We start from the raw sequence: 20,438 nt of genomic DNA, 5'->3' as shown, positions 1-20,438 counted from the left end.
CAGCATGACGGAAATTTGTTTAGTACGACATGGACAAACTGATTGGAACTTTCAAGAGATTATTCAAGGGCGCGAAGATATTCCACTCAATGAAGTTGGGAAGAAGCAAGCGAGTCAAAGTGCAGCTGCCTTGCAAGCGGAATCGTGGGATATAATTATAAGTAGCCCGTTAATTAGAGCGCAAGAAACTGCTAAGGAAATTGCTGGGGCTATTGGATTACCATCTATTTTATTAGATGAGCGATTTATGGAACGTAATTTTGGGGAAGCTTCTGGGAAACCAGTTGCGGCCGTTAGAGAGTTAATTACAGAAGGTAATGTAGAAGGAATGGAACAGGATGAAGAAATCGTAGAGCGCTGTTTTACGGCTTTACAACAGGTTGCAGCAGCACATGGAGATAAACGTATTATCATTGTTGCGCATTCACATGCAATAAAAGCTATTTTACACGCAATTGCACCAAATGAAATTACATTTAAAACGCCGTTAAAAAACGCATGTATTAGCTACGTGAAAGAGAATAGCGGGAAATGGGATGTTCTTAAATATAATATTGCGGAGCATATTAGTGTATAAGAGTGCAAGGAGATTGTATGAAAAGTAATTAGAATCATATCTTTCTTTTAGGTGAGACACTTCAATTAGTAGTTCTGTTCCAAATGTGTTATGATGAATACTCGGAGGTGTCTCTCATGATTGTAGCGACGCTGGAAAGCGTATTGATTTTAGATAAGGCAGAGCAGCTTGCAAAAGCGATCATCTGTTCAGATATAGCAGAAGATTACCGTAAGTATTATAAGGATTTACAAGAAGATATAGAAGTCCAGACGCTAATTCAGCAATTTACAGCGATGAAAGAGCGATACGAAGAAGTGCAACGTTTTGGTAAATATCATCCTGATTATACTTTCGTTTCGACGAAAATGAGGGAATTAAAGCGTTCTGTAGATATGCATGATAAGGTTGCAACTTTTAAAAGAGCAGAAACAGCTTTACAGAAGTTATTAGATGAAGTTAGTGTAGCAATTGGTTCTGAGGTATCTTCTTCCGTTAAAGTTCCAACAGGAAATCCGTTTTTTGATGCGGGTGGCTGTGGCGGTGGTTGTGGTACCGGAGGCGGTTGTGGTTGTAAAAAAACGGGGTAATTTACCCCGTTTTTTAGAATATAGAAGAAAACGTATACAGAGTTTGTTCTTTAATGTCATAAATTTATGATTGGTTTTCATAAAATATAAGAATATAAGTTTTTAAAAGGAGAAGATGGAGAAGATTATGTTCGGGCAACGACAAAGTATGATTGTTTATTTACATTCATTGAAACATGCCAAGATTTTAAGGAAATATGGTAACATTCATTACATATCAAAACGTTTGAAATATGCCGTTGTATATTGTGATATGGAACAAATTGAGCATATGATGCAAAAATTGAATAAACTTCCTTTTGTAAAAAAAGTAGAACAGTCGTATCGCCCATTTTTAAAAACGGAATTCGAAAATTCGCGTCCTGATCGGGCAAAAGAATACGATTATAGCTAAGTAAAAAAATCCCCTGCTAAATTTAGCAGGGGATTTTTCACTTGAAATAACGTGTTATTTCATTGGAGGAATGAAATTGTTCATTCGTAAAATACCAATTAGATGATTAAAAAATAGTTCTTTTTCAGGGAAAGTTGTTGATGGTTTTACAGTAAAGGGAGTAACTTTTTTCCCTATTTGTTCCGCCATTTCTTCAAATAAAACGACACGTTTACTTTTTTTATTTTCAAGTACAGGAATGCCTTCACGACATATGTATAATGGTTGGAAATCACCAGTAGTTGTCGGTTTTAGTATTACAACAAGTGAACACACTTTTTTTTCGTTTTTTACAGTTTCGAATTGTAACATATGTGTTACACGTTCTTGGTTTGTTTTGGCAATTTCAAGTAATTCATATAAGTCAGAGTAGCCTTCTCCGAGTTCTATAAAGCGTTGAATCATATTTTTTCCTCCTCTTTCTTTTACTGTACCACCTCACTTTTTAAATGAAAAGTAGACAAATAAAAAAACCCTGCAAAGCAGGGCCCTTCTAATACTAGTATGTACTACTAGTAAGAAGGCAAAGGGAGAGGAGAAACCGGAGGAAGAACTTATGGGGAAACGTAAGTCTTCTCCGCGGTTGGCAACAACATCGAAAATGATGTTGTTATATTTATTTATGTCCAATCTAAAATGAAGATATACATAATGAAATTAAAATTTATGTTAGGCTTTTTATTTTTCTTTTTTTTATTTTATGATAGGATAAAAAAGGTAAAGTGGAACTGATGTACATAGAGGGTTGTTGCTTGCAAATAGTGAAATGGATATGAAAGAAATAGCGAGCGATTATTTTAACTGAGGTTTTCAATTAGTTAAATAACAGATTAATGAAAAAATGTATGAAATAGTATGAATCGGTAGCGGTTACCGAATTGAAATGAATTTGCTGTAATCGCTCTATAGATTGAAATAAAGGTAGTGACAACAGATGAGAGTAGTTTCAGGGAAATGTAAAGGGCACCCACTTAAAGCGGTACCTGGTAATACAACGCGTCCAACGACAGATAAAGTGAAAGAATCTATTTTTAATATGATAGGTCCTTATTATGATGGTGGTATCGCTCTTGATTTATTTGGTGGTAGCGGTGGTCTTGGAATTGAGGCCATAAGTAGAGGGATTGATAAAGCGATTTTTGTTGACCGAGATAGTAAAGCGATAAAAGTCATTCATCAAAATTTAGAAAGCTGTAGACTACAAGAACAAGCTGAAGTGTACCGAAATGATGCAGAGCGTGCGGTAAAGGCGCTTATAAAGCGTGAAATCTCATTCGATCTTATACTAATAGACCCTCCATATAAAGCTCAAAAAATTGTGTCTTTAGTTAGTGTAATGGATCAACATGGATTGTTAAATAAAGATGGCATCATTATGGCAGAGCATGGGGATGACGTGGTTTTACCTGATTCTATAGGAGAACTTGTAAAAGTACGGGCAGAAAACTACGGGATTACAGCAATTTCGATTTATAAGTATGAAGGTGAGGGGACAGAATGACAAGTATAGCTATTTCTTCAGGGAGTTTTGATCCAATTACCCTTGGACATTTGGATATTATTAAAAGGGGAGCAAAAGTATTTGATGAAGTATATGTAGTTGTTTTAAACAATTCATCAAAAAAACCATTCTTTTCGGTAGAAGAACGCCTAGAGTTAATTCGAGAGGCGACAAAGGATATTCCGAATGTAAAAGTTGATTCACATAGTGGATTATTGGTGGAATATGCAAAAATGCGTAATGCAAATGCAATATTACGTGGTTTACGAGCAGTTTCTGATTTTGAATATGAGATGCAAATTACTTCAATGAATCGAAAACTAGACGAAAGTATCGAAACCTTCTTCATTATGACAAATAATCAATATTCATTTTTAAGTTCAAGTATTGTGAAAGAAGTTGCGAGATATGGTGGGAGTGTAGTAGACCTTGTTCCTCCGATTGTAGAGCGTGCTTTAAAAGAAAAGTTTAAAACCCCGTTAAAGTGAACGGGGTTTTTCTTTATGAATGCGTAAAAACAATAAGATGACATACAAATATAAACAAAATAAGGTGAAGATTGGTCCGTAGTGTATAAATGATGTCCAAATATCAGTTAGTGTATAAGAATGATTCAATAAAAATACGGGAAGATCTTCTTGCGTAGGCGAGAAAGAATGAACTTTTTCATAAAATGGTCCCCAAAATATAAAAGTGAAAATAGGAGCGAGAATACTTTGGATAATTCGAGCTAAAAAATATGGTTTAAAGCGGATATCTGTCTCCGCTAATATGCTTGCTACTTGTGCCTGAATAGAAAGACCGCTAAATGCTAAAATGAAGCTTGTTACCATCGCTTGTTGAAGAAGTGTTGATTCATTAATTTGACTAATCATTTGGCTTCCAAGCGTCATTTCAAAAATACCGGATAATATCGGAATACTAAATTGGGATGTAAGTTGGAAGAATGATAAAATATGTTGCATAATAAAAGAAAGCGCTTCTGTAATTTTGAAAACAGTAATCATTTTATTTAAAACAGAGAATAAAATAATAAACCCACCAATCATGAGCAATGTTTGAATAGAAGAAACGATAGCGTCACCGAGTAGTTTTCCGATTGGTCTTTTTTCTTGCATACGTGTTTGGTGGAGGATGGAAAAAGGGTTTTGAAAGGCACGCTTTTGATTCGTATGTTTGTCTTTTATGTAAGTATCGTTATTACCATAAAAGCGCATAAGTAATCCGACGATAAAGTTACTTATATAATGTGCTGCTGCTAATACGAGTCCTAATTTCGGATTATTGAAAAAACCAATAGAAACCGCTCCGAAAATAAAAAGTGGATTAGAAGAATTTGTGAAAGATACGAGTCGTTCCGCTTCAATTTGTGTTAGTTGATTGCTCTTGCGTAGTCTAGCGCTTAATTTGGCGCCAGCGGGGAATCCTGAAGCCATTCCCATTGCCCAAACAAATCCGCCTACCCCTGGAACACGAAACAGTGGACGCATTAGTGGTTCTAATATAACACCGATAAATTTTACAATACCAATACTGATTAGAAGTTCCGCAATGATGAAAAACGGTAGTAGTGAAGGGAATACAACTTCCCACCATATATTTAACCCGCGAATTGAAGCTTGCAAAGCATCTTGGGGGTGAAGTACAAGAGAAAAGGTTAAAAACAACATTGATATGGTAAGAAAAGCAGTTTTCCATTTTTCGTACATGTAAGAAAATCCCCCTTTGTCCCAAAAACGTTCATTTCAGTATACGTGGATATGTGGTGAATTTAGACCATAAGTATGAAAAAGGAATGAAAAAAATTAAAGGGTGAGAAAAATGAAGGAACCAAAAATCGGTTTAGCGCTTGGATCCGGAGGTGCAAAAGGTTTTGCTCACATAGGGGTAATAAAAGTGTTAAGGGAAGCTGGCATCCCTATTCACATGATAGCAGGTAGTAGTATAGGAGCGTTAATTGGTACATTTTATGCAGCGAGTTGTGACGTTGAAAGACTGTATAGATTGGCCGCTGTTTTTAAAAGGAAATATTATTTGGATTTTACAGTTCCTAAAATGGGATTTATTGCTGGAAAACGTATTAAAGATATGATTAAAATGTTTACATATAATAAAAATTTAGAAGAGTTAGATATCCCGACAGCTGTTGTGGCTACTGACATTTTGAAGGGGGAGAAAGTTGTTTTTACAAGTGGTCCGATTGCGGAGGCGGTTCGAGCTAGTATATCTGTACCAGGGGTGTTTGTTCCAGAAAAAATAGATGGCCGCTTATTAGTGGATGGAGGGGTAATTGACCGTATTCCCGTATCGGTTGTAAAAGATTTAGGTGCTGATATTGTTATTGCTGTTGATGTATCTCCAATTAAGGTGAATGGAGAGGTTACATCGATTTATGATGTAATTATGCAAAGTATTGAAATTATGCAACATGAACTTGTGATGAATCGGCAAATAGCATCAGATTTAATGATGCGGCCAGCAGTGGAACAATTTAGTTCGCGTGCTTTTACACATATTGAAGACATTATTAGGGTCGGAGAAGTGGAAGCGGAACAACATATTTCAAACATTTATTTACTAATTGAGCAGTGGAAGGAGAAACATAATGTTTAAGCGTTTTCGGTTTATATATGCAATTTTAATAGGGGTTATATTGGCGATGCTACTTGTTTATGTGCGCTTGCCGTATTATGTGACAAAACCAGGTATGGCCGCGAAATTAGCGCCGTACGTGCAAGTTGACGGTGGAACTAAAGAGTCTGGTGATTTCATGCTTGTCACTGTCTCAATGGGACCTGCTAATGTGGTGAACTTAATAGCCGCGCAATTTAATAAATATACACACGTTTCGAAGGCGGAAGAAATATTGCAAAAAGGCGAGAGTGATGAAGAATATCAATTTCGCCAAAATTATGCAATGAAAGATTCGCAAAATGCAGCAATCTATAATGCTTATAAACGTGCAAATCGCTCTGTTTCTTTTGAAAATAAAGGTGTACTAGTTGCTGGTGTAGCAAAGGGTATGCCGTCAGAGGGAAAGCTTAAGCTTGGAGATGTTATTATAGCTGTCGATGGAAAAATATTCGACAAGACGGAACAATTTATTGAGTATATGACAGGGAAAAAAGAAGGGGACACAGTAAATATTGAATACAAGCGGGGCGGAAAACAGTTTAAAGAAAATTTAAATGTAAAGACGATCCCTAATGGGAATGGACGCGTCGGTATAGGGGTCTCTATCGTTACGGAAAGAGAGTTAGTAGTAGACCCGAAAGTGAAAATCGATTCCCATGAAATCGGCGGTCCATCAGCGGGGTTAATGTTTACACTAGAAATTTATAATCAGCTCGTTGAAGAAGATTTAACAAACGGACATGAAATAGCTGGAACAGGTACAATCAATGATAAAGGAGAAATTGGTCCAATTGGTGGTATTCAGCAAAAAGTAGTAGCTGCTAGTGATGCGGGAGCTGAAGTGTTTTTTGCGCCAAATGAAAAAGGTGTAGAGAAATCGAATTATAAAGATGCTCTTGAAGCTGCGAAAGATATTAAAACGAAGATGAAAATTGTACCAGTGGACACACTGGATGATGCATTAACTTATTTGGAAAAAATGGGTAAAACAAAGTGAACCTCTCTGAAGAAGAGAGGTTTTTCTTATAGGAATTTTTTCGTTATTTCATCATAACGAATTGGATGATGCGTTGCGTCTTGTTTTAGCAGTTGTGTCCGCAAAGGTTCTTGCATTATGGAGAAATATACAGCATTTGATTTTCGTTCTATGTCTAAAGTTGGATGTTCGAATGTTTTTGTATGAGTAAGGATTGGGAGTTCTATTTTTTTCTTATTTCTAGAAAGATAAGTTTGTCCTTTTTGTGACATTCCGAGAAGACGGATATACGGCGCATGTTGCTCTATATTTGCTTTGTGTATTTCTTCCTTCGTTGTATTTGTTAAAATATGTGTACAAGCTCTTTGCAATCTAGTCCATGTATAACGTTTTGTTTTTAATGCTTCCATGAATGAATAGAAAGATGAACTGTTTTGTATTTTTGATAAAATACGATGCTCTAAACCTTCTTCCATTTCATATATATGTTGTAAGTCCTCTGAAGACATCGTCATAAGTTTGTATTTAAAAAATGAAAAGTATTTTTCCCAGTTATGTAACGTCCCGTAGTTTTGCTTGTAGTTTTCTAAAAGAGAAGCAGTCATTTTCGGGATAAAAGGCTCAATAGTTGTAGAGGAACTGTTTTCATTAAATAGCTGTTTGCGAATACTTGTTGCACTTGCAATATGTTGATCGTGAAATGTTTCATCATGATAATGAGAGGCGAATCTTTTTATAGTTTGTGCTTGCATCGAACTGTTTTGTAAGAGAATTGCTTTAATGTACTGTAAGCCTAAAATGTTATTTGGTTGTGACATATCTACGTTTTTTTCGGGTGGTAAGATGTGTAGAAAGGCTTCAGATGTAGCTTTCGCATAACTATTACCTGCATTCATAAATTGCTTCACAAGACGATTAAAAGTCTCTTCTTCATTTTTTTGTATAGCGATGGTATTGTAGAAATTTTCAGCTTGTCCATCTTCACTACCGAAACAAATTTCAGAAACACCAAGGGCGTTTAAAATCGAAATTGCGCCATTTGCGAAAGTTTCGGCCTTTTGTGTTGCGAATGCATATGGAAGCTCTACAACGAGGTCTACGCCGTTTGTTAAGGCCATTTTGGTACGATACCATTTGGAGATGAGTGCGGGCTCACCACGCTGCAAAAAAGGACCACTCATAACGGCGATAATAATATCAGACTGTGTTAACTTTTTTGTTTGTTGCACATGATAAGCATGACCGTTATGAAAAGGGTTATATTCAACAACAATACCACTGGATTTTATGGTAATCTCTCCTTTCGATGTAGCATCTTTTTGGAAAACGTGATAGTCTATATATTATTTCCTATGATGACTTCATTATAGTGTAAAGAAAAAACATTGACAAATATAAAATGGCTAGCTATAATTTTGTTTGTTGCCTTGAGGTGATATGATATGAAATGGTCCATCCATCAATTGAATAAATTGAGAAATAAAGGATTGACATTAAATGAAATGGTAGATGTAAGTGAGCTAAAAGAGGTCGAGAAAGATATTCGTGAAATTAATCCTGCTCATGTAACAGGAAGAGTTGATTTTGGCTCCGGTAAGTTTACGTTTCATCTACATATAACTGGAAGCATGGTTTTACCATGTTCTCGCTCTTTAGTAGATGTGACATTACCATTTGACATTAAAACAACTGAGGTGTTCCAAACTTCGGAAGAAGAATTTGAAACAGAAGCTGAAATTCATTGTTTAGAAGGAGAAGTACTTGACTTACTGCCCGTAATCAAGGAAAATATACTTTTGGAGATTCCAATGCAAATTTTCAGTGATGATGTTTCTGGTGGAGCACCGATGCAAGGTCAAGACTGGCAAGTGATTTCGGAAGAAAACAAAGAAAAGACTGTTGATCCACGATTAGCAGGACTTGCAAAGTTTTTTGACAAATAATCGGAAGACTGGTTTAGGCCTTCATATGAAAATAACTATTTCTTTTAAGGAGGTGGGAAGAATGGCTGTACCTTTTAGAAGAACTTCTAAAACAGTAAAAAGAAAGCGTCGTACGCATTTCAAATTATCAGTACCTGGTATGGTAGAGTGCCCAAGCTGTGGTGAAGCGAAATTAGCTCACCGTGTATGTAAAGCATGCGGTACTTACAAAGGTAAAGAAGTAATCAGCAAGTAATTGCGGGAAAATAAACGTAGAAGATATCTTCTACGTTTATTTTTTTTTGTCTTATTCTTTATTTGTTGTATTCTATCTTTTCTAGTAACTGCATATGCTTAATAAAAAATGCATAGGGAGGACTAGAGAGATGGCGACAACAAGACAAGATGCTTGGACTGATGATGAAGATTTGCTTCTGGCAGAAGTAGTACTCCGGCATATTCAAGAAGGTGGAACACAACTTTCTGCCTTTAAAGAAGTGGGGAGACATTTGTCTCGCACACCAGCAGCATGTGGATTTAGGTGGAATTCTTATGTTAGAAAGCAATACAAAGAACGTATTGAAGAAGCAAAGCAACTTCGTAAAGTAGAAAATTATGAAGTGAAAGAGACAAAGGTATTAGAGCCTACATCAATTACATTGAATGATGTTATTGAATTCTTGCGAAATTATAAAGATGAAAGCTCTTTAATGGTGTTGCAACAACAAATTGAATCGTTACAAACAGAGAAAGAACGTCTTCTGGAGCGATTATCAGTATATGAGGAAGAATATAGAACATTACTTGATTATATCGATCAAAAAAGAAGTGTAATGGTAGCGGAAAGAAATGGCGCTCGCTCGAATGGAGAATTAGAAAAATTAAAGAAATAAAAACAGCTGCGTAACAGCTGTTTTTTTTGTTTCTTATGCAGATTCTTCGTTTGTAATCGCATTCGAATTTGTTTCTGGATGCCAAATATAAAAATCACCATCAGTTACTGATACTGGCTGGAAACTTAATTTATCCCAAAAACCAGATGACTGGATACGTGCTATCGTTTTAATTGGGAATTGTAGTTGTTTCGCATAATTAACAAGCATTTGTCCGAATCCTTGTTTTTGAAAAGTCGGCAATACTTCAAGTTTATAAAGTTCTAGGTAAGTACCTGTAATTTCAAATGGTTCTCCACCGTTCCTTTTCATATATAGACTCATACGTGCGATTAGCGATCCACCATAATAAATACCGTAAAATGGAGACTCACTATCATTTTCAATAATGTTTGCTTGTAATTCTTCCAACATGGATAGTTCTTGAGCTCCGCACCCTTTAAATTTTTTAAATTCATCTAATGTTTTATAATTGATGAGCAAGCGTTCAACTTTTGGGAATCCCATTACATCACGTCCTTTTCTTATCTTGTTGAATGCAGAAAAGTTAAAATATTTATAATAATATTATAACTCATTTTTAAATTTTTATGAAGAAGATAGAATATTTCTTTCATTATTTTTTTGAGGATTTGCTAAACTAAGAATAGAACTATGTATATAGGTAGTATATACGTAGTGAAAGAAGAGGTTGCATTTGTTAAAAGGTAATTGAATCCTCAACTATATAATTGTAATTTAATAAGATATAAAGGGGGAAAGGCAAGGGAACTTATATCACTTGTTAATATGAGTTCTTTGTGTGAAGATGAAAATTGGAATTGTTGGACCGGGAGCTATTGGTCTCCTATATACATTTTATTTACAAAAAAGTAATCAAGATGTTACGTTGTTTACAAGAAACGATAAGCAAGCAGAAGAATTAAACTTAACGGGTGTAACTTGTATTAGGAATGGAGAACGTGAAACGGTATTTCCATCTATTTTACCGATAGAAAGTATGCTGGATAAACAGTTAGATTATATATTTATTGCTGTAAAGCAATATCATGTAACTGATATATTACCTTTTGTGCAGGGAGAATCGTCATTAATCTTTTTGCAAAATGGAATGTCACATCTTCACGTTATGCGAAAAATAGGAAATGAACGTATAGCAGTCGGGATTGTGGAGCATGGTGCAAAAAAAGAGGATGGACATACAGTTCGTCATACTGGAATAGGTGTTACAAAGTTTGGTGTAGTGCGTGGTCAATCTAGTTGTTTTAAAAAGGTATTTAATTGTTTTCCTTTTGATTATTTTCCGATTCAGATAGAAGATGATTGGAAGGGGATTATGCGTAATAAATTAGTAGTCAATGTATGTATTAATCCGTTGACGGCATTATTGCGGGTTGAGAACGGGGAGTTAATTTCAAACCCGCTTTTTTATCAAATGATGGAGCAAGTATTTCAGGAAGTTGCATTTCTTGTTAAAGAAGAAGATAAGGAAATGCTATGGAAAATGGTATGCCAAGTATGTGAAAAAACATCCCATAATACTTCATCTATGTTAGCGGACGTAAGAGCGAATAGACAAACGGAAGTTAACGCGATTGTTGGATATGTATTAGAAGAAGCTAAGGAACAACAACAATCTGTTCCGACACTTCGATTTTTGTTCAATGCAATAAAAGGAATGGAATTATAAGTGTTTTTCTTTGCTTTTACGTGAAACATTGAATACAATGTGGGTTGGTGAGAGAACAGGATACGAAAGGAAGAATTATATGGAGATAAAAGAAATCTCTGTTCCACTACAAGGTGTTGTAGCGGACTATATGAACGGTAAAAAAGAGATACAGTCATGTTTTGATTATCTGTTAACAGAGGATGCTTTTAAACAGCGTTTACATGATTTACGTGAGAGAGAGTTTTTCCGTCAAGATTTAGTAACGCATTTATTAGAATATAATACACAATTGCAAGCGGGAGAATTTACAATTCAAAATATAAAAGCGCTTGAAGATGAAAATACATATGTAGTTATAGCTGGACAACAAGCTGGGTTATTAACTGGTCCGCTTTATACAGTTCATAAGATCATTTCAATTTTACAGCTTGCAAAAGAAAAAGAAGAGAGCTTAGGGGTTCGGGTTGTTCCTGTCTTTTGGATTGCTGGTGAAGACCATGATATGGATGAAATTAATCATACATTTGTAACGAAAAATAAAAAAATAAAAAAGACCATTTTTCATGATCGTTATCCGAAAAAGGCGAGTGCTTCTGAGTCTGAGTTTTCTATTGAAGACTGTAGAAAATGGGTCGAAGAGATTTTTAAAACATATCCGGAAACGAATTTTACAAAGGATGTATTACAATTTGTTGATGATGCTTTAGGTAAATCGCATACATATGTAGATTTCTTTGCGCACCTTATTACGAAAATGTTCGCAAATTCTGGTTTAATTCTTGTAGATTCACATCATCCTGCATTAAGAAAATTAGAAGTGCCGTTTTTACAACAAATTATAAGTAAATATAAAGAAATTCAAGTAGGGCTTCGTAATCAACAGGAAGTACTTAAGGAATTAGGATTTAAACCGATTATTGAAACGAAGACAAATGCAGTGCATATATTTATGGAAATTGATAATGAGCGAGTATTGCTTGAAGAGAATCAAGGGAAGTTTATTGGAAAAGATGGAGTGCATTCATTTTCGTATGAAGAATTGATGGAAGAGATGGAAAGAAGTCCAGAACGTTTTAGTAATAATGTTGTAACGCGACCTCTTATGCAAGAATATGTGTTTCCTACGTTAGCGTTTATTGGCGGTCCAGGGGAGTTAGCTTATTGGAGTGAATTGCAACAAGTGTTTCATACGGCAGGTTTCCAAATGCCACCTGTTGTTCCGCGGCTTACAATTACTTATATGGAGCGAGATATAGCGACAGATTTATATGATTTAGATTTGCAAGAAATTGATCCATTTCTAAATAATATAGATAATCTGCGTGACAATTGGCTTTCTAATCAAATAGAGGAACCGATAGACGAGCGATTTATAGAAGCGAAAAAAGAAATAATGGATATTCATACATCATTACAACAATTCGTGAAAAAAATAGATCCAGGGTTAAATGAGTTTGCGGGGAAAAATGAACTGAAAATTAATGAGCAAATTGAACTGTTAGAAAAAATGTTGAAAAGAAATGTTGAGAAGAAACATGAGGTTCAACTGAATAAATTCCGCCGTTTACAATTCGCGCTTCGTCCATTAGGAGCACCGCAAGAACGTGTGTGGAATGTGTGTTATTATTTAAATCAGTTCGGCCTTGATTTTGTTGACCGGGTAATGGAACAATCTTTTTCGTGGGATGGAAAACATCATGTAATAAAACTATAGAATCTTGCTCTTTTGAGCAGGATTTTATTTTTATTCTGTTGAATTAACTGTGAAGTGAAATATTTCTGAATTATCCATCTTATGTTAATGTAATGAATCGCTATGTATCAGGTATATATATATGACAAAATAGCACAAAATGTAAACGGATTAATATCTTTTTCGACAGGTTTTTGTTTAAATTCCCGCAAAAAATGATAAAAATTAGTATATAATAAAATAAAATAGCGATTTGTATAGCGTACTACCTTGTTGGAAGTTAAATGAGTCGTTCTTTAGTAGCATTTCATCCTCTAGTAGTAAATTGTGTTTGTAGAGTGAGAAATGTATTTAACATAATTAATTGGAAAAAGAGTAGGTGCAGCAATGTTCAAACACGTAACAGTACTTTTGAAAGAAACAGTAGATGGCTTAGATATAAAACCGAGTGGTACATATGTAGATTGTACACTGGGTGGAGGAGGACATAGTTCTTATTTATTATCTCAGCTAACAGATGGTGGAAAGTTAATAGCATTTGATCAAGATGAAATAGCGATTCAAAATGCGAAGGAAAAATTTTCTTCTTATGGTGAACAATTTGTAACAGTGAAGAGCAACTTCCGTTATTTATCTGAAAAACTACATGAATTAGGTATCACAGAAGTAGACGGGATTTTATTCGATTTAGGTGTTTCATCCCCACAATTAGATACACCAGAGCGTGGCTTTAGTTATCATCATGATGCACCGTTAGATATGCGGATGGATCAAGATGCCCCATTAACAGCATATGATGTTGTGAACAGCTGGTCATATGAACAACTCGTAAGAATTTTCTTCCAATACGGAGAAGAAAAATTTTCAAAGCAAATAACAAGGAAAATTGAAGCTTATCGCGAGAATAAGGCTATTGAAACGACAGGAGAATTAGTGGAATTAATTAAAGAAGGTATTCCAGCTCCGGCACGTAGAACAGGTGGACATCCTGCGAAGCGAGTATTTCAAGCGATTCGTATTGCTGTAAATGATGAATTAAAAGTATTTGAAGAAGCGTTGGAATCTGCAATTGATATGGTCAAGCCTGGTGGAAGAGTTAGTGTTATAACATTCCATTCTTTAGAAGATCGTATTTGTAAAACGACGTTTAAGCGAAATAGCACAACGCCGCAATTACCACAGGGACTACCGATTATTCCGGATGAATTTAAGCCGAAATTAAAGCTTATTACAAGGAAACCGATTTTACCTTCTGACATTGAATTAGAAGAAAATAATCGAGCGCGTTCTGCGAAGTTGAGAATCGCTGAAAAACGATAAAAAGGAGAGAGAGGTATGACTAATTTAGCTGTAAAGTATAAACAACAGGCGCAAGAAGAGGTACAAATTCAAGCGCCGCCACAGCAGATGGTTAAGCCAAAAGTTAAAACGAAAATTACAAGAATTGAAAAGCTATTGTACGTAACGTTTATTGGGTTTTTATTATATGCTTGTGTAGCTTTTATTGGGAATAAAGCGGGTCTATATCAAGTTAATGTAGAAGCAGCGACGATAGAAGAACAAATTGTGAAAAAACAAAAGGAAAATCAAGAATTGCAGGCTGAAGTAGAGAAGTTAAGTCGTTATGAACGTATCGCTGAAGTTGCAAAAAAACACGGGCTAGAAATTAATGCGAATAATGTGAAAGGCCTAAAGTAAGGCAAATAGGTGTGAAGAAAAGATGAAGAGAAATATGACCAAATTTCATACCAATAAGGGAGCAGGTTATTTTATGATATTTTTCCTCCTGCTCTTTTTGCTGTTATTAGCCCGATTTTTTTACATACAAGTAACAGGAACAGTGGACAATCATGATTTGAAGAAACTTGCTGAGCAGAAACATAGTAAAAAAGGAGTTCTCGAAGCGAATCGAGGAACAATTTATGATCAAAATGGTCATGTGCTAGCACAAGACGCAAATTCCTATAGAATGGTAGCGGAATTAAAAGGTGCTAAGCCTGTTGAGGATAAAGAGGATACTGCAAAGAAAATCGCTGGAGTACTCGGAACGGGCGAAGACGCGATCTTAGCCGCTTTAAATAAAGATAGAAGTCAAGTGGAATTTGGAACATTGGGTAAGGGCTTGACGAAAGAAAAGAAAGAACAAATAGAAGCATTGAAATTGCCGGGAATAACTTTTATTACCGAAAATGCGAGAGTGTATCCAAACGGTGATTTCGCATCTTACGTCATAGGTCATGCCAGACCTGATGATAATGGAATCGCAGTAGGTGAATTTGGCTTAGAAAAGAGTTTGGATAAGTATTTAGGGGCTTCTAATGGTGAGGTAGCTTATACAGGTGACCGTAAAGGAGTATCTCTTGACGGCGGGAAAGTGAATGTAAAGGCACCTAAAAATGGAGATAATGTGTATTTAACGCTTGACCAACGTATTCAAAGTTATTTAGAAGACGCAATGAAAGAAGCGAGTAAACATTATGAACCAGAAAGTTTAATAGGAATTGTTGCAGACCCCAAAACAGGGAAAATATTAGCGATGTCTAGTAAACCTAGTTATGATCCGAACCAAGAGAATAATAAATATTTTTATAATGATGCCATTGCAAATGCATTTGAACCAGGATCAACAATGAAGATTTTCACATTAGCAGCGGCCATTAATGAAGGTGTATACAAGGGACAAGACTTTTATCAGTCTGGTACATATCAAGTAGGTAATCGCAAAATAAAAGATCATAACGGCGGCGCTGGATGGGGTTCTATTACTTTTGACGAAGGGGTAGAGCGCTCTTCAAACGTAGCGTTTGCAATTTTAGGTGATCAAAAGCTTGGTCCAGATCGTTTCCGGAAATATATTCATAATTTTGGATTAGATGAAAAAACAAACATTGATTTACTTGGTGAAGGGTCAAATACAATTTTATTTGATCAACAAATACAACAAGTAACAACAGCGTTTGGACAAGGTTCTACAGTTACACCAATTCAACTTGTACAAGCTGCAACAGCGATTGCAAATGATGGGAAAATGATGAAACCTTATACAATTGATAAAATTGTGGATCCAATAACAGGTAAAGTACAGCTAGAGCATAAGCCAGAAGAAGTAGGAAAACCTGTTTCCAAAGAGACAGCAGCGCAAGTAAGGCAATTACTAGAACGTGTTGTTACATCACCGAAAGGAACAGGAACTGCATATAAAGTTGATGGGTATTCAGTCGGGGGGAAAACAGGTACAGCACAAATTCCTGACGGGAAAGGTGGCTATATGACGGGAAGAGAGAATTATATATTCTCATTCTTAGGTATGGCACCGATGGACGATCCGCAACTTGTTGTGTATGTGTCCGTTAAACAACCGAAATTAAAAGATGATGAAAACGGGGCTAAACCTTTAGCAGATATCTTTAAATATGTAACGAAAAATAGCTTAGAGTATTTAAAGATTAAGCCGAATGAAGTAAAAGACCCGAAAAAATATGTGAAAGAACAACAAACTGTCGTTCCAGATGTAACCGGAAAAACGATGGAAGAAGCGAAAAAAACAATTGATAAAGCAAAACTTCGTCCAATCGTATTAGGTGAAGGTAAAGTGCAGCAGCAAGTGCCAAAAGCAACTGAACAAACATTAAAGGGTGATCGAGTCTTCTTAGTAGGAGATAAACCTACAATGCCAAATATACAGGGATGGGCACTGCGTGATGTTATGAATTTAGCAAAAACATTAAAGCTTAACTTAAAACCTTCTGGTACAGGATATGTAACTGAGCAAAGTGTAGCGGAAGGGACATTGTTGCAACCTGGTACAGAATTAGGTGTAACACTCGTACCACCACTTGAACCGCAGCAAGAAGCAGAAAAGCCATAATGGTAATAGGGAAGAAGTTCTAATTAAATAAGTACAAGCATATATTGGAACAAGCTAGGCGTAAGGGAGGCTTGTTCCAATATGCGTGTATCAAATGTAACAGTTAGAAAACGACTTATTTTTATACTTATATCGGGTATACTCATTTTTACCATTATCGATATTCGTCTTGGATATGTGCAATTTTTTCTTGGAAATATGTTAACGGATCGTGCGAAGGATTCATGGAGTCGTAATATTACTTTTGAACCAGAGCGAGGGAAAATTTTAGATCGAAATGGTGTGGAGCTTGCTACGAATAAAAGTGCACCGACCGTCTTTGTTGTGCCGAGGCAAATTGAAAAACCAGCAGAGACTGCAGAGAAGTTAGCTGCAGTATTAGGTGTGGAAAAAGATGATGTTTATAAGCGGATTACAAAAAAAGAATCGATTGTAAGGCTTGATAAAGGCGGAAGGAAAATATCGCATGACAAAGCGAAAGAAGTACGCGGATTAAGTTTAAAGGGTGTGTACATCGCAGAGGATTCTATCCGGTACTATCCATTCGGTAATTTTTTATCACACGTATTAGGATTTGCGGGCAGTGATAATCAAGGGCTTATGGGACTAGAGAAATATTATGATAAAGAGCTAAATGGTGATAAAGGTCATGTGCGATTTTTTGCAGACGCGAAAGGACAGAGAATGCCTAACGTTGGAGATGATTTCAAAAAACCAGAAGCCGGCTTGAATTTAGGATTAACAATTGATTCACGCATTACGAGGATTATGGAAAGAGAAATGAATATTGCGGAATCAACGTATAATCCTGACGGTATGATAGCAATTGCAATGAATCCGAAAAATGGTGAAATTTTAGGTATGTCAAGTCGACCAAGTTTTGATCCAGCAGATTTCCAAAGTGTTTCTCCGGAAGTATATAACAGAAACTTACCTGTATGGAGTACGTATGAGCCGGGGTCAACATTTAAGATTATTACATTAGCTGCAGCCTTGAATGAAAATTTAGTAGACTTAGAGAAAGATACATTTTATGATGATGGGGCAGCTGAAGTTGGTGGAGCTAGATTGCGGTGTTGGAAAGCTGGCGGCCATGGTAGCCAAACGTTTTTAGAGGTAGTTCAAAACTCTTGTAACCCAGGATTTATTGAACTCGGTGATCGTCTTGGTAAAGATCGATTGTTTAAATACATTCGCAATTTCGGGTTTGGACAGAAGACCGGAATTGATTTACAAGGTGAAGGTAGCGGGATTTTATTTAATTTAGATAAAGTTGGTCCAGTCGAGCAAGCGACGACTTCATTTGGGCAAGGTGTTTCTGTTACACCGATTCAACAAGTAGCAGCTGTAGCGGCCGCTGTAAATGGTGGAACTTTGTATCAGCCATATATAGCGAAGGAATTTATTGATCCGAAGAATAATCAAGTTGTCAGCAAAAAGACACCTGTTGCGAAAAGGGAAGTTATTTCCAAGGAAACTTCAGAGAAAGTTCGTTACGCATTAGAGAATGTTGTAGCGAAAGGTTCGGGTAAAGGGGCTTATATTGATGGATATCGTGTAGGTGGAAAAACTGGAACTGCTCAAAAGGTGAAAGATGGAAAATATTTAGATAATAACTATATTGTATCATTTATCGGTTTTGCTCCAGCTGACGATCCGCAAATTGTTGTTTATGTAGCAGTGGATAATCCAAAAGGAGTCACTCAATTTGGTGGAGTTGTAGCAGCACCTATTGTTGGGAATATTCTTCGTGACGCACTTCCTGTAATGGGAGTGGAACCGAGAAAAGAGCAAGTTGAGAAAGAATATAAATGGGGCGATACACCAACTGTGGAAGTTCCGAATTTAATTGGTATGAAAAAGAAAGATTTACAAACGCAACTTGTAGACTTGAAGCTTGATATAAGTGGTGATGGTGGGAAAGTAATTAAACAATCACCAGAAGCAGGAGCTAAAGTAAAAGAGGGTTCAAAAGTTAGAATTTACTTCGGGAATTAAAGGTAACTGATTGTGTTTTATGGTACAATTGGTGGAAGTGAGTTCTTTATAGAAAAATTGCTTTACTTGAGACGATAAGTGTCTCATTAATAAATAAATCTATTGATTAGACTATAGTAGCACTTACCTCCTATTTTTATATAACTAGGAGGTAACGTGTTACTTGCTAAAATAAGAGATAAATAAACAATGTAGAGAGGGTTTAGTGAAATGAAGTTGCATACACTTGTATCATGTTTGCATGATTTTCCAGTTGTTCCAACAGAAAATCCAGAAATAACATCTATTGAAGCGGATTCACGTAAAGTGAAAGAGGGAAGCTTATTTATATGTATGAAAGGATATACGGTTGATAGCCATGACTTTGCTAAGCAAGCAGCCGCACAAGGAGCGGCTGCTATTGTTGCGGAAAGACCAATTGATGTTGACGTTCCAGTTGTACTTGTGAAAAATACTTTTCGTTCGCTAGCGGTTTTAGCTGATTATTTTTATGGCCAACCAACACACAAGTTACATTTAATCGGTATTACAGGTACAAATGGAAAGACAACAACATCGCATATTATGGATGAAATTATGCGCGCACATGGTCATAAAACAGGGCTAATTGGAACGATTAATATGAAAATCGGTGATGAAACATTTGAGGTGAAAAATACAACACCAGATGCACTAACACTTCAACAGACATTTTCAAAAATGGTTGAACAAGGTGTGGATAGCACAGTAATGGAAGTTTCGTCTCATGCTTTAGATCTTGGCCGTGTACACGGGTGCGATTATGATGTTGCAGTATTTACGAATTTAACACAAGATCATTTAGACTATCATAAAACGATGGAAGAATATAAACATGCGAAAGGGTTGCTTTTCGCACAGCTTGGCAATAGTTATCATCATAATCGTGAAAAATACGCTATATTAAACAGTGATGATCCAGTAGCAGAAGAGTATATGAGAAGTACAGCAGCTACTGTTGTAACATACGGTATAGATGTTGCAAGCGACATTATGGCACGAGATATCGTAATGACGAGTGGCGGTACAACATTTACACTTGTAACACCGTATGAAACTGTAAATGTTACGATGAAATTAATTGGTAAGTTTAATGTATACAACGTGTTAGCTGCTACAGCAGCAGGTCTTGTTTCAGGAGTGAGCTTACAAACAATTATTGATGTAATTAAAGAGCTTGCTGGCATTCCTGGACGTTTTGAAGTTGTTGATGGTGGACAAAATTACACAGTTATTGTTGACTATGCGCATACACCTGATAGCTTAGAGAACGTACTAAAAACAGCAAAACAGTTTGCAAAAGGCGATGTATATTGTATCGTTGGTTGCGGTGGTGATAGAGATAGAACGAAAAGACCAATAATGGCAAGTGTCGCAACCGAATATGCAACTCACGCAATTTATACATCAGATAATCCAAGAAGTGAAGATCCGAAGGCTATTTTAGATGATATGGTAAATGATGTGAATGGGAATAATTATGAAGTAATTGTCGATCGAAAAGAAGCGATACGTTCCGCTATCTCGAAAGTAAAAGCAGAAGATATTATTATTATTGCTGGTAAAGGGCATGAAACGTATCAAATTATTGGTAAAGAAGTTCATCATTTTGACGATCGTGAAGTTGCTAAAGAAGCAATCACGGAGCGTTTAAACAACGAAGTGTAACAGCATGAGAGGAGGA

The 20,438-nt window shown here is 36.1% G+C and carries 21 protein-coding genes; 17 read left to right on the top strand and 4 right to left on the bottom strand.

The genetic code is table 11. From position 1 onward, the window contains the following. The first annotated feature begins 4 nt into the window (after window positions 1–4). The 3 genes from B5P40_RS10890 to B5P40_RS10880 all read left to right on the top strand — a co-directional run bounded on the left by B5P40_RS10890 (window position 5) and on the right by B5P40_RS10880 (window position 1,540). Window positions 5–577: a histidine phosphatase family protein gene (locus tag B5P40_RS10890; RefSeq protein ID WP_002014767.1), complete on the top strand. Its 573-nt coding sequence runs from the start codon at window positions 5–7 to the stop codon at window positions 575–577. 116 nt (window positions 578–693) lie between these two features. After that, window positions 694–1,146: a YlbF/YmcA family competence regulator gene (locus tag B5P40_RS10885; protein WP_002014765.1), complete on the top strand. Its 453-nt coding sequence runs from the start codon at window positions 694–696 to the stop codon at window positions 1,144–1,146. 127 nt (window positions 1,147–1,273) lie between these two features. Continuing rightward, window positions 1,274–1,540 (top strand): YlbG family protein, encoded by a 267-nt coding sequence (locus B5P40_RS10880; RefSeq protein ID WP_002088292.1) that lies wholly within the window; start codon window positions 1,274–1,276, stop codon window positions 1,538–1,540. A gap of 54 nt (window positions 1,541–1,594) precedes the next feature. On the opposite strand, the gene B5P40_RS10875 is transcribed toward B5P40_RS10880, so the two are convergent. Then, window positions 1,595–1,984 (bottom strand): DUF7147 family protein, encoded by a 390-nt coding sequence (locus B5P40_RS10875; RefSeq protein WP_002014762.1) that lies wholly within the window; start codon window positions 1,982–1,984, stop codon window positions 1,595–1,597. A gap of 529 nt (window positions 1,985–2,513) precedes the next feature. Here B5P40_RS10875 and rsmD point away from each other — a divergent pair. Then, complete coding sequence (gene rsmD, locus B5P40_RS10870; RefSeq protein ID WP_001266992.1) at window positions 2,514–3,080, top strand: 16S rRNA (guanine(966)-N(2))-methyltransferase RsmD; 567 nt, start codon at window positions 2,514–2,516, stop codon at window positions 3,078–3,080. After that, window positions 3,077–3,568, top strand: coding sequence for a pantetheine-phosphate adenylyltransferase (gene coaD, locus B5P40_RS10865; protein WP_002142952.1), 492 nt, complete (start codon window positions 3,077–3,079; stop codon window positions 3,566–3,568). Before rsmD ends, coaD begins: the two co-directional genes overlap by 4 nt. Here coaD and ylbJ read toward each other — a convergent pair. Further along, window positions 3,560–4,789, bottom strand: coding sequence for a sporulation integral membrane protein YlbJ (gene ylbJ, locus B5P40_RS10860; RefSeq protein WP_002033736.1), 1,230 nt, complete (start codon window positions 4,787–4,789; stop codon window positions 3,560–3,562). The two genes, coaD and ylbJ, sit on opposite strands and share 9 nt — an antisense overlap. A gap of 112 nt (window positions 4,790–4,901) precedes the next feature. Here ylbJ and B5P40_RS10855 point away from each other — a divergent pair, with 112 nt between their 5' ends. Both B5P40_RS10855 and B5P40_RS10850 read left to right on the top strand, forming a co-directional pair. Next, window positions 4,902–5,693, top strand: a complete 792-nt coding sequence (locus B5P40_RS10855) for a patatin-like phospholipase family protein (protein WP_002138096.1) — start codon at window positions 4,902–4,904, stop codon at window positions 5,691–5,693. Next, window positions 5,686–6,711 carry a SepM family pheromone-processing serine protease gene (locus B5P40_RS10850; protein ID WP_002088283.1) on the top strand — a complete coding sequence of 342 codons (1,026 nt, stop codon included), beginning with the start codon at window positions 5,686–5,688 and terminating at the stop codon, window positions 6,709–6,711. The genes B5P40_RS10855 and B5P40_RS10850 overlap by 8 nt, the downstream gene beginning before the upstream one ends. A 26-nt stretch (window positions 6,712–6,737) precedes the next feature. Here the strand turns inward: B5P40_RS10850 and B5P40_RS10845 are convergent, their stop codons facing one another. After that, the gene (locus tag B5P40_RS10845) at window positions 6,738–7,979 is read right to left on the bottom strand and encodes a nucleotidyltransferase (protein WP_164081469.1); all 1,242 of its coding nucleotides are present in this window, start codon (window positions 7,977–7,979) and stop codon (window positions 6,738–6,740) included. A 153-nt stretch (window positions 7,980–8,132) separates the two neighbouring features. Here B5P40_RS10845 and B5P40_RS10840 point away from each other — a divergent pair, with 153 nt between their 5' ends. The 3 genes from B5P40_RS10840 to B5P40_RS10830 all read left to right on the top strand — a co-directional run bounded on the left by B5P40_RS10840 (window position 8,133) and on the right by B5P40_RS10830 (window position 9,505). Beyond that, window positions 8,133–8,633, top strand: a complete 501-nt coding sequence (locus tag B5P40_RS10840; protein WP_002014753.1) for a YceD family protein — start codon at window positions 8,133–8,135, stop codon at window positions 8,631–8,633. Window positions 8,634–8,694: 61 nt separating this feature from the next. Continuing rightward, window positions 8,695–8,868 (top strand): 50S ribosomal protein L32, encoded by a 174-nt coding sequence (gene rpmF / locus B5P40_RS10835; RefSeq protein ID WP_001984764.1) that lies wholly within the window; start codon window positions 8,695–8,697, stop codon window positions 8,866–8,868. Window positions 8,869–8,998: 130 nt separating this feature from the next. Further along, window positions 8,999–9,505, top strand: a complete 507-nt coding sequence (locus B5P40_RS10830; RefSeq protein WP_002066865.1) for an RsfA family transcriptional regulator — start codon at window positions 8,999–9,001, stop codon at window positions 9,503–9,505. A gap of 33 nt (window positions 9,506–9,538) precedes the next feature. Here B5P40_RS10830 and B5P40_RS10825 read toward each other — a convergent pair whose 3' ends face one another. Beyond that, complete coding sequence (locus tag B5P40_RS10825; protein WP_002014751.1) at window positions 9,539–10,012, bottom strand: N-acetyltransferase; 474 nt, start codon at window positions 10,010–10,012, stop codon at window positions 9,539–9,541. Between the two features lie 295 nt (window positions 10,013–10,307). Between B5P40_RS10825 and panE the strand changes: the two genes are divergently transcribed. From panE to B5P40_RS10790, 7 genes are all read left to right on the top strand, one after another. Then, window positions 10,308–11,195 carry a 2-dehydropantoate 2-reductase gene (gene panE / locus B5P40_RS10820; protein ID WP_002165143.1) on the top strand — a complete coding sequence of 296 codons (888 nt, stop codon included), beginning with the start codon at window positions 10,308–10,310 and terminating at the stop codon, window positions 11,193–11,195. 79 nt (window positions 11,196–11,274) lie between these two features. Next, window positions 11,275–12,891, top strand: a complete 1,617-nt coding sequence (gene bshC / locus B5P40_RS10815; protein WP_002128861.1) for a bacillithiol biosynthesis cysteine-adding enzyme BshC — start codon at window positions 11,275–11,277, stop codon at window positions 12,889–12,891. A gap of 366 nt (window positions 12,892–13,257) precedes the next feature. Further along, complete coding sequence (gene rsmH, locus B5P40_RS10810; RefSeq protein ID WP_002014746.1) at window positions 13,258–14,190, top strand: 16S rRNA (cytosine(1402)-N(4))-methyltransferase RsmH; 933 nt, start codon at window positions 13,258–13,260, stop codon at window positions 14,188–14,190. 15 nt (window positions 14,191–14,205) lie between these two features. Continuing rightward, the gene (gene ftsL, locus B5P40_RS10805) at window positions 14,206–14,568 is read left to right on the top strand and encodes a cell division protein FtsL (RefSeq protein WP_002014745.1); all 363 of its coding nucleotides are present in this window, start codon (window positions 14,206–14,208) and stop codon (window positions 14,566–14,568) included. Between the two features lie 22 nt (window positions 14,569–14,590). Beyond that, complete coding sequence (locus B5P40_RS10800; protein WP_087946963.1) at window positions 14,591–16,738, top strand: penicillin-binding protein; 2,148 nt, start codon at window positions 14,591–14,593, stop codon at window positions 16,736–16,738. A gap of 81 nt (window positions 16,739–16,819) precedes the next feature. Next, on the top strand, window positions 16,820–18,736 hold the full coding sequence (locus B5P40_RS10795) for a stage V sporulation protein D (protein WP_002014741.1): 1,917 nt from the start codon (window positions 16,820–16,822) through the stop codon (window positions 18,734–18,736). A 210-nt stretch (window positions 18,737–18,946) separates the two neighbouring features. Continuing rightward, window positions 18,947–20,422 carry a UDP-N-acetylmuramoyl-L-alanyl-D-glutamate--2,6-diaminopimelate ligase gene (locus B5P40_RS10790; protein WP_113709243.1) on the top strand — a complete coding sequence of 492 codons (1,476 nt, stop codon included), beginning with the start codon at window positions 18,947–18,949 and terminating at the stop codon, window positions 20,420–20,422. The last annotated feature ends 16 nt before the right edge of the window (window positions 20,423–20,438 follow it).

It is taken from the genome of Bacillus sp. SRB_8 (assembly GCF_003264205.1).
GTDB lineage: Bacteria > Bacillota > Bacilli > Bacillales > Bacillaceae_G > Bacillus_A > Bacillus_A mycoides.
This window is presented reverse-complemented; position numbering and strand designations above follow the sequence as displayed.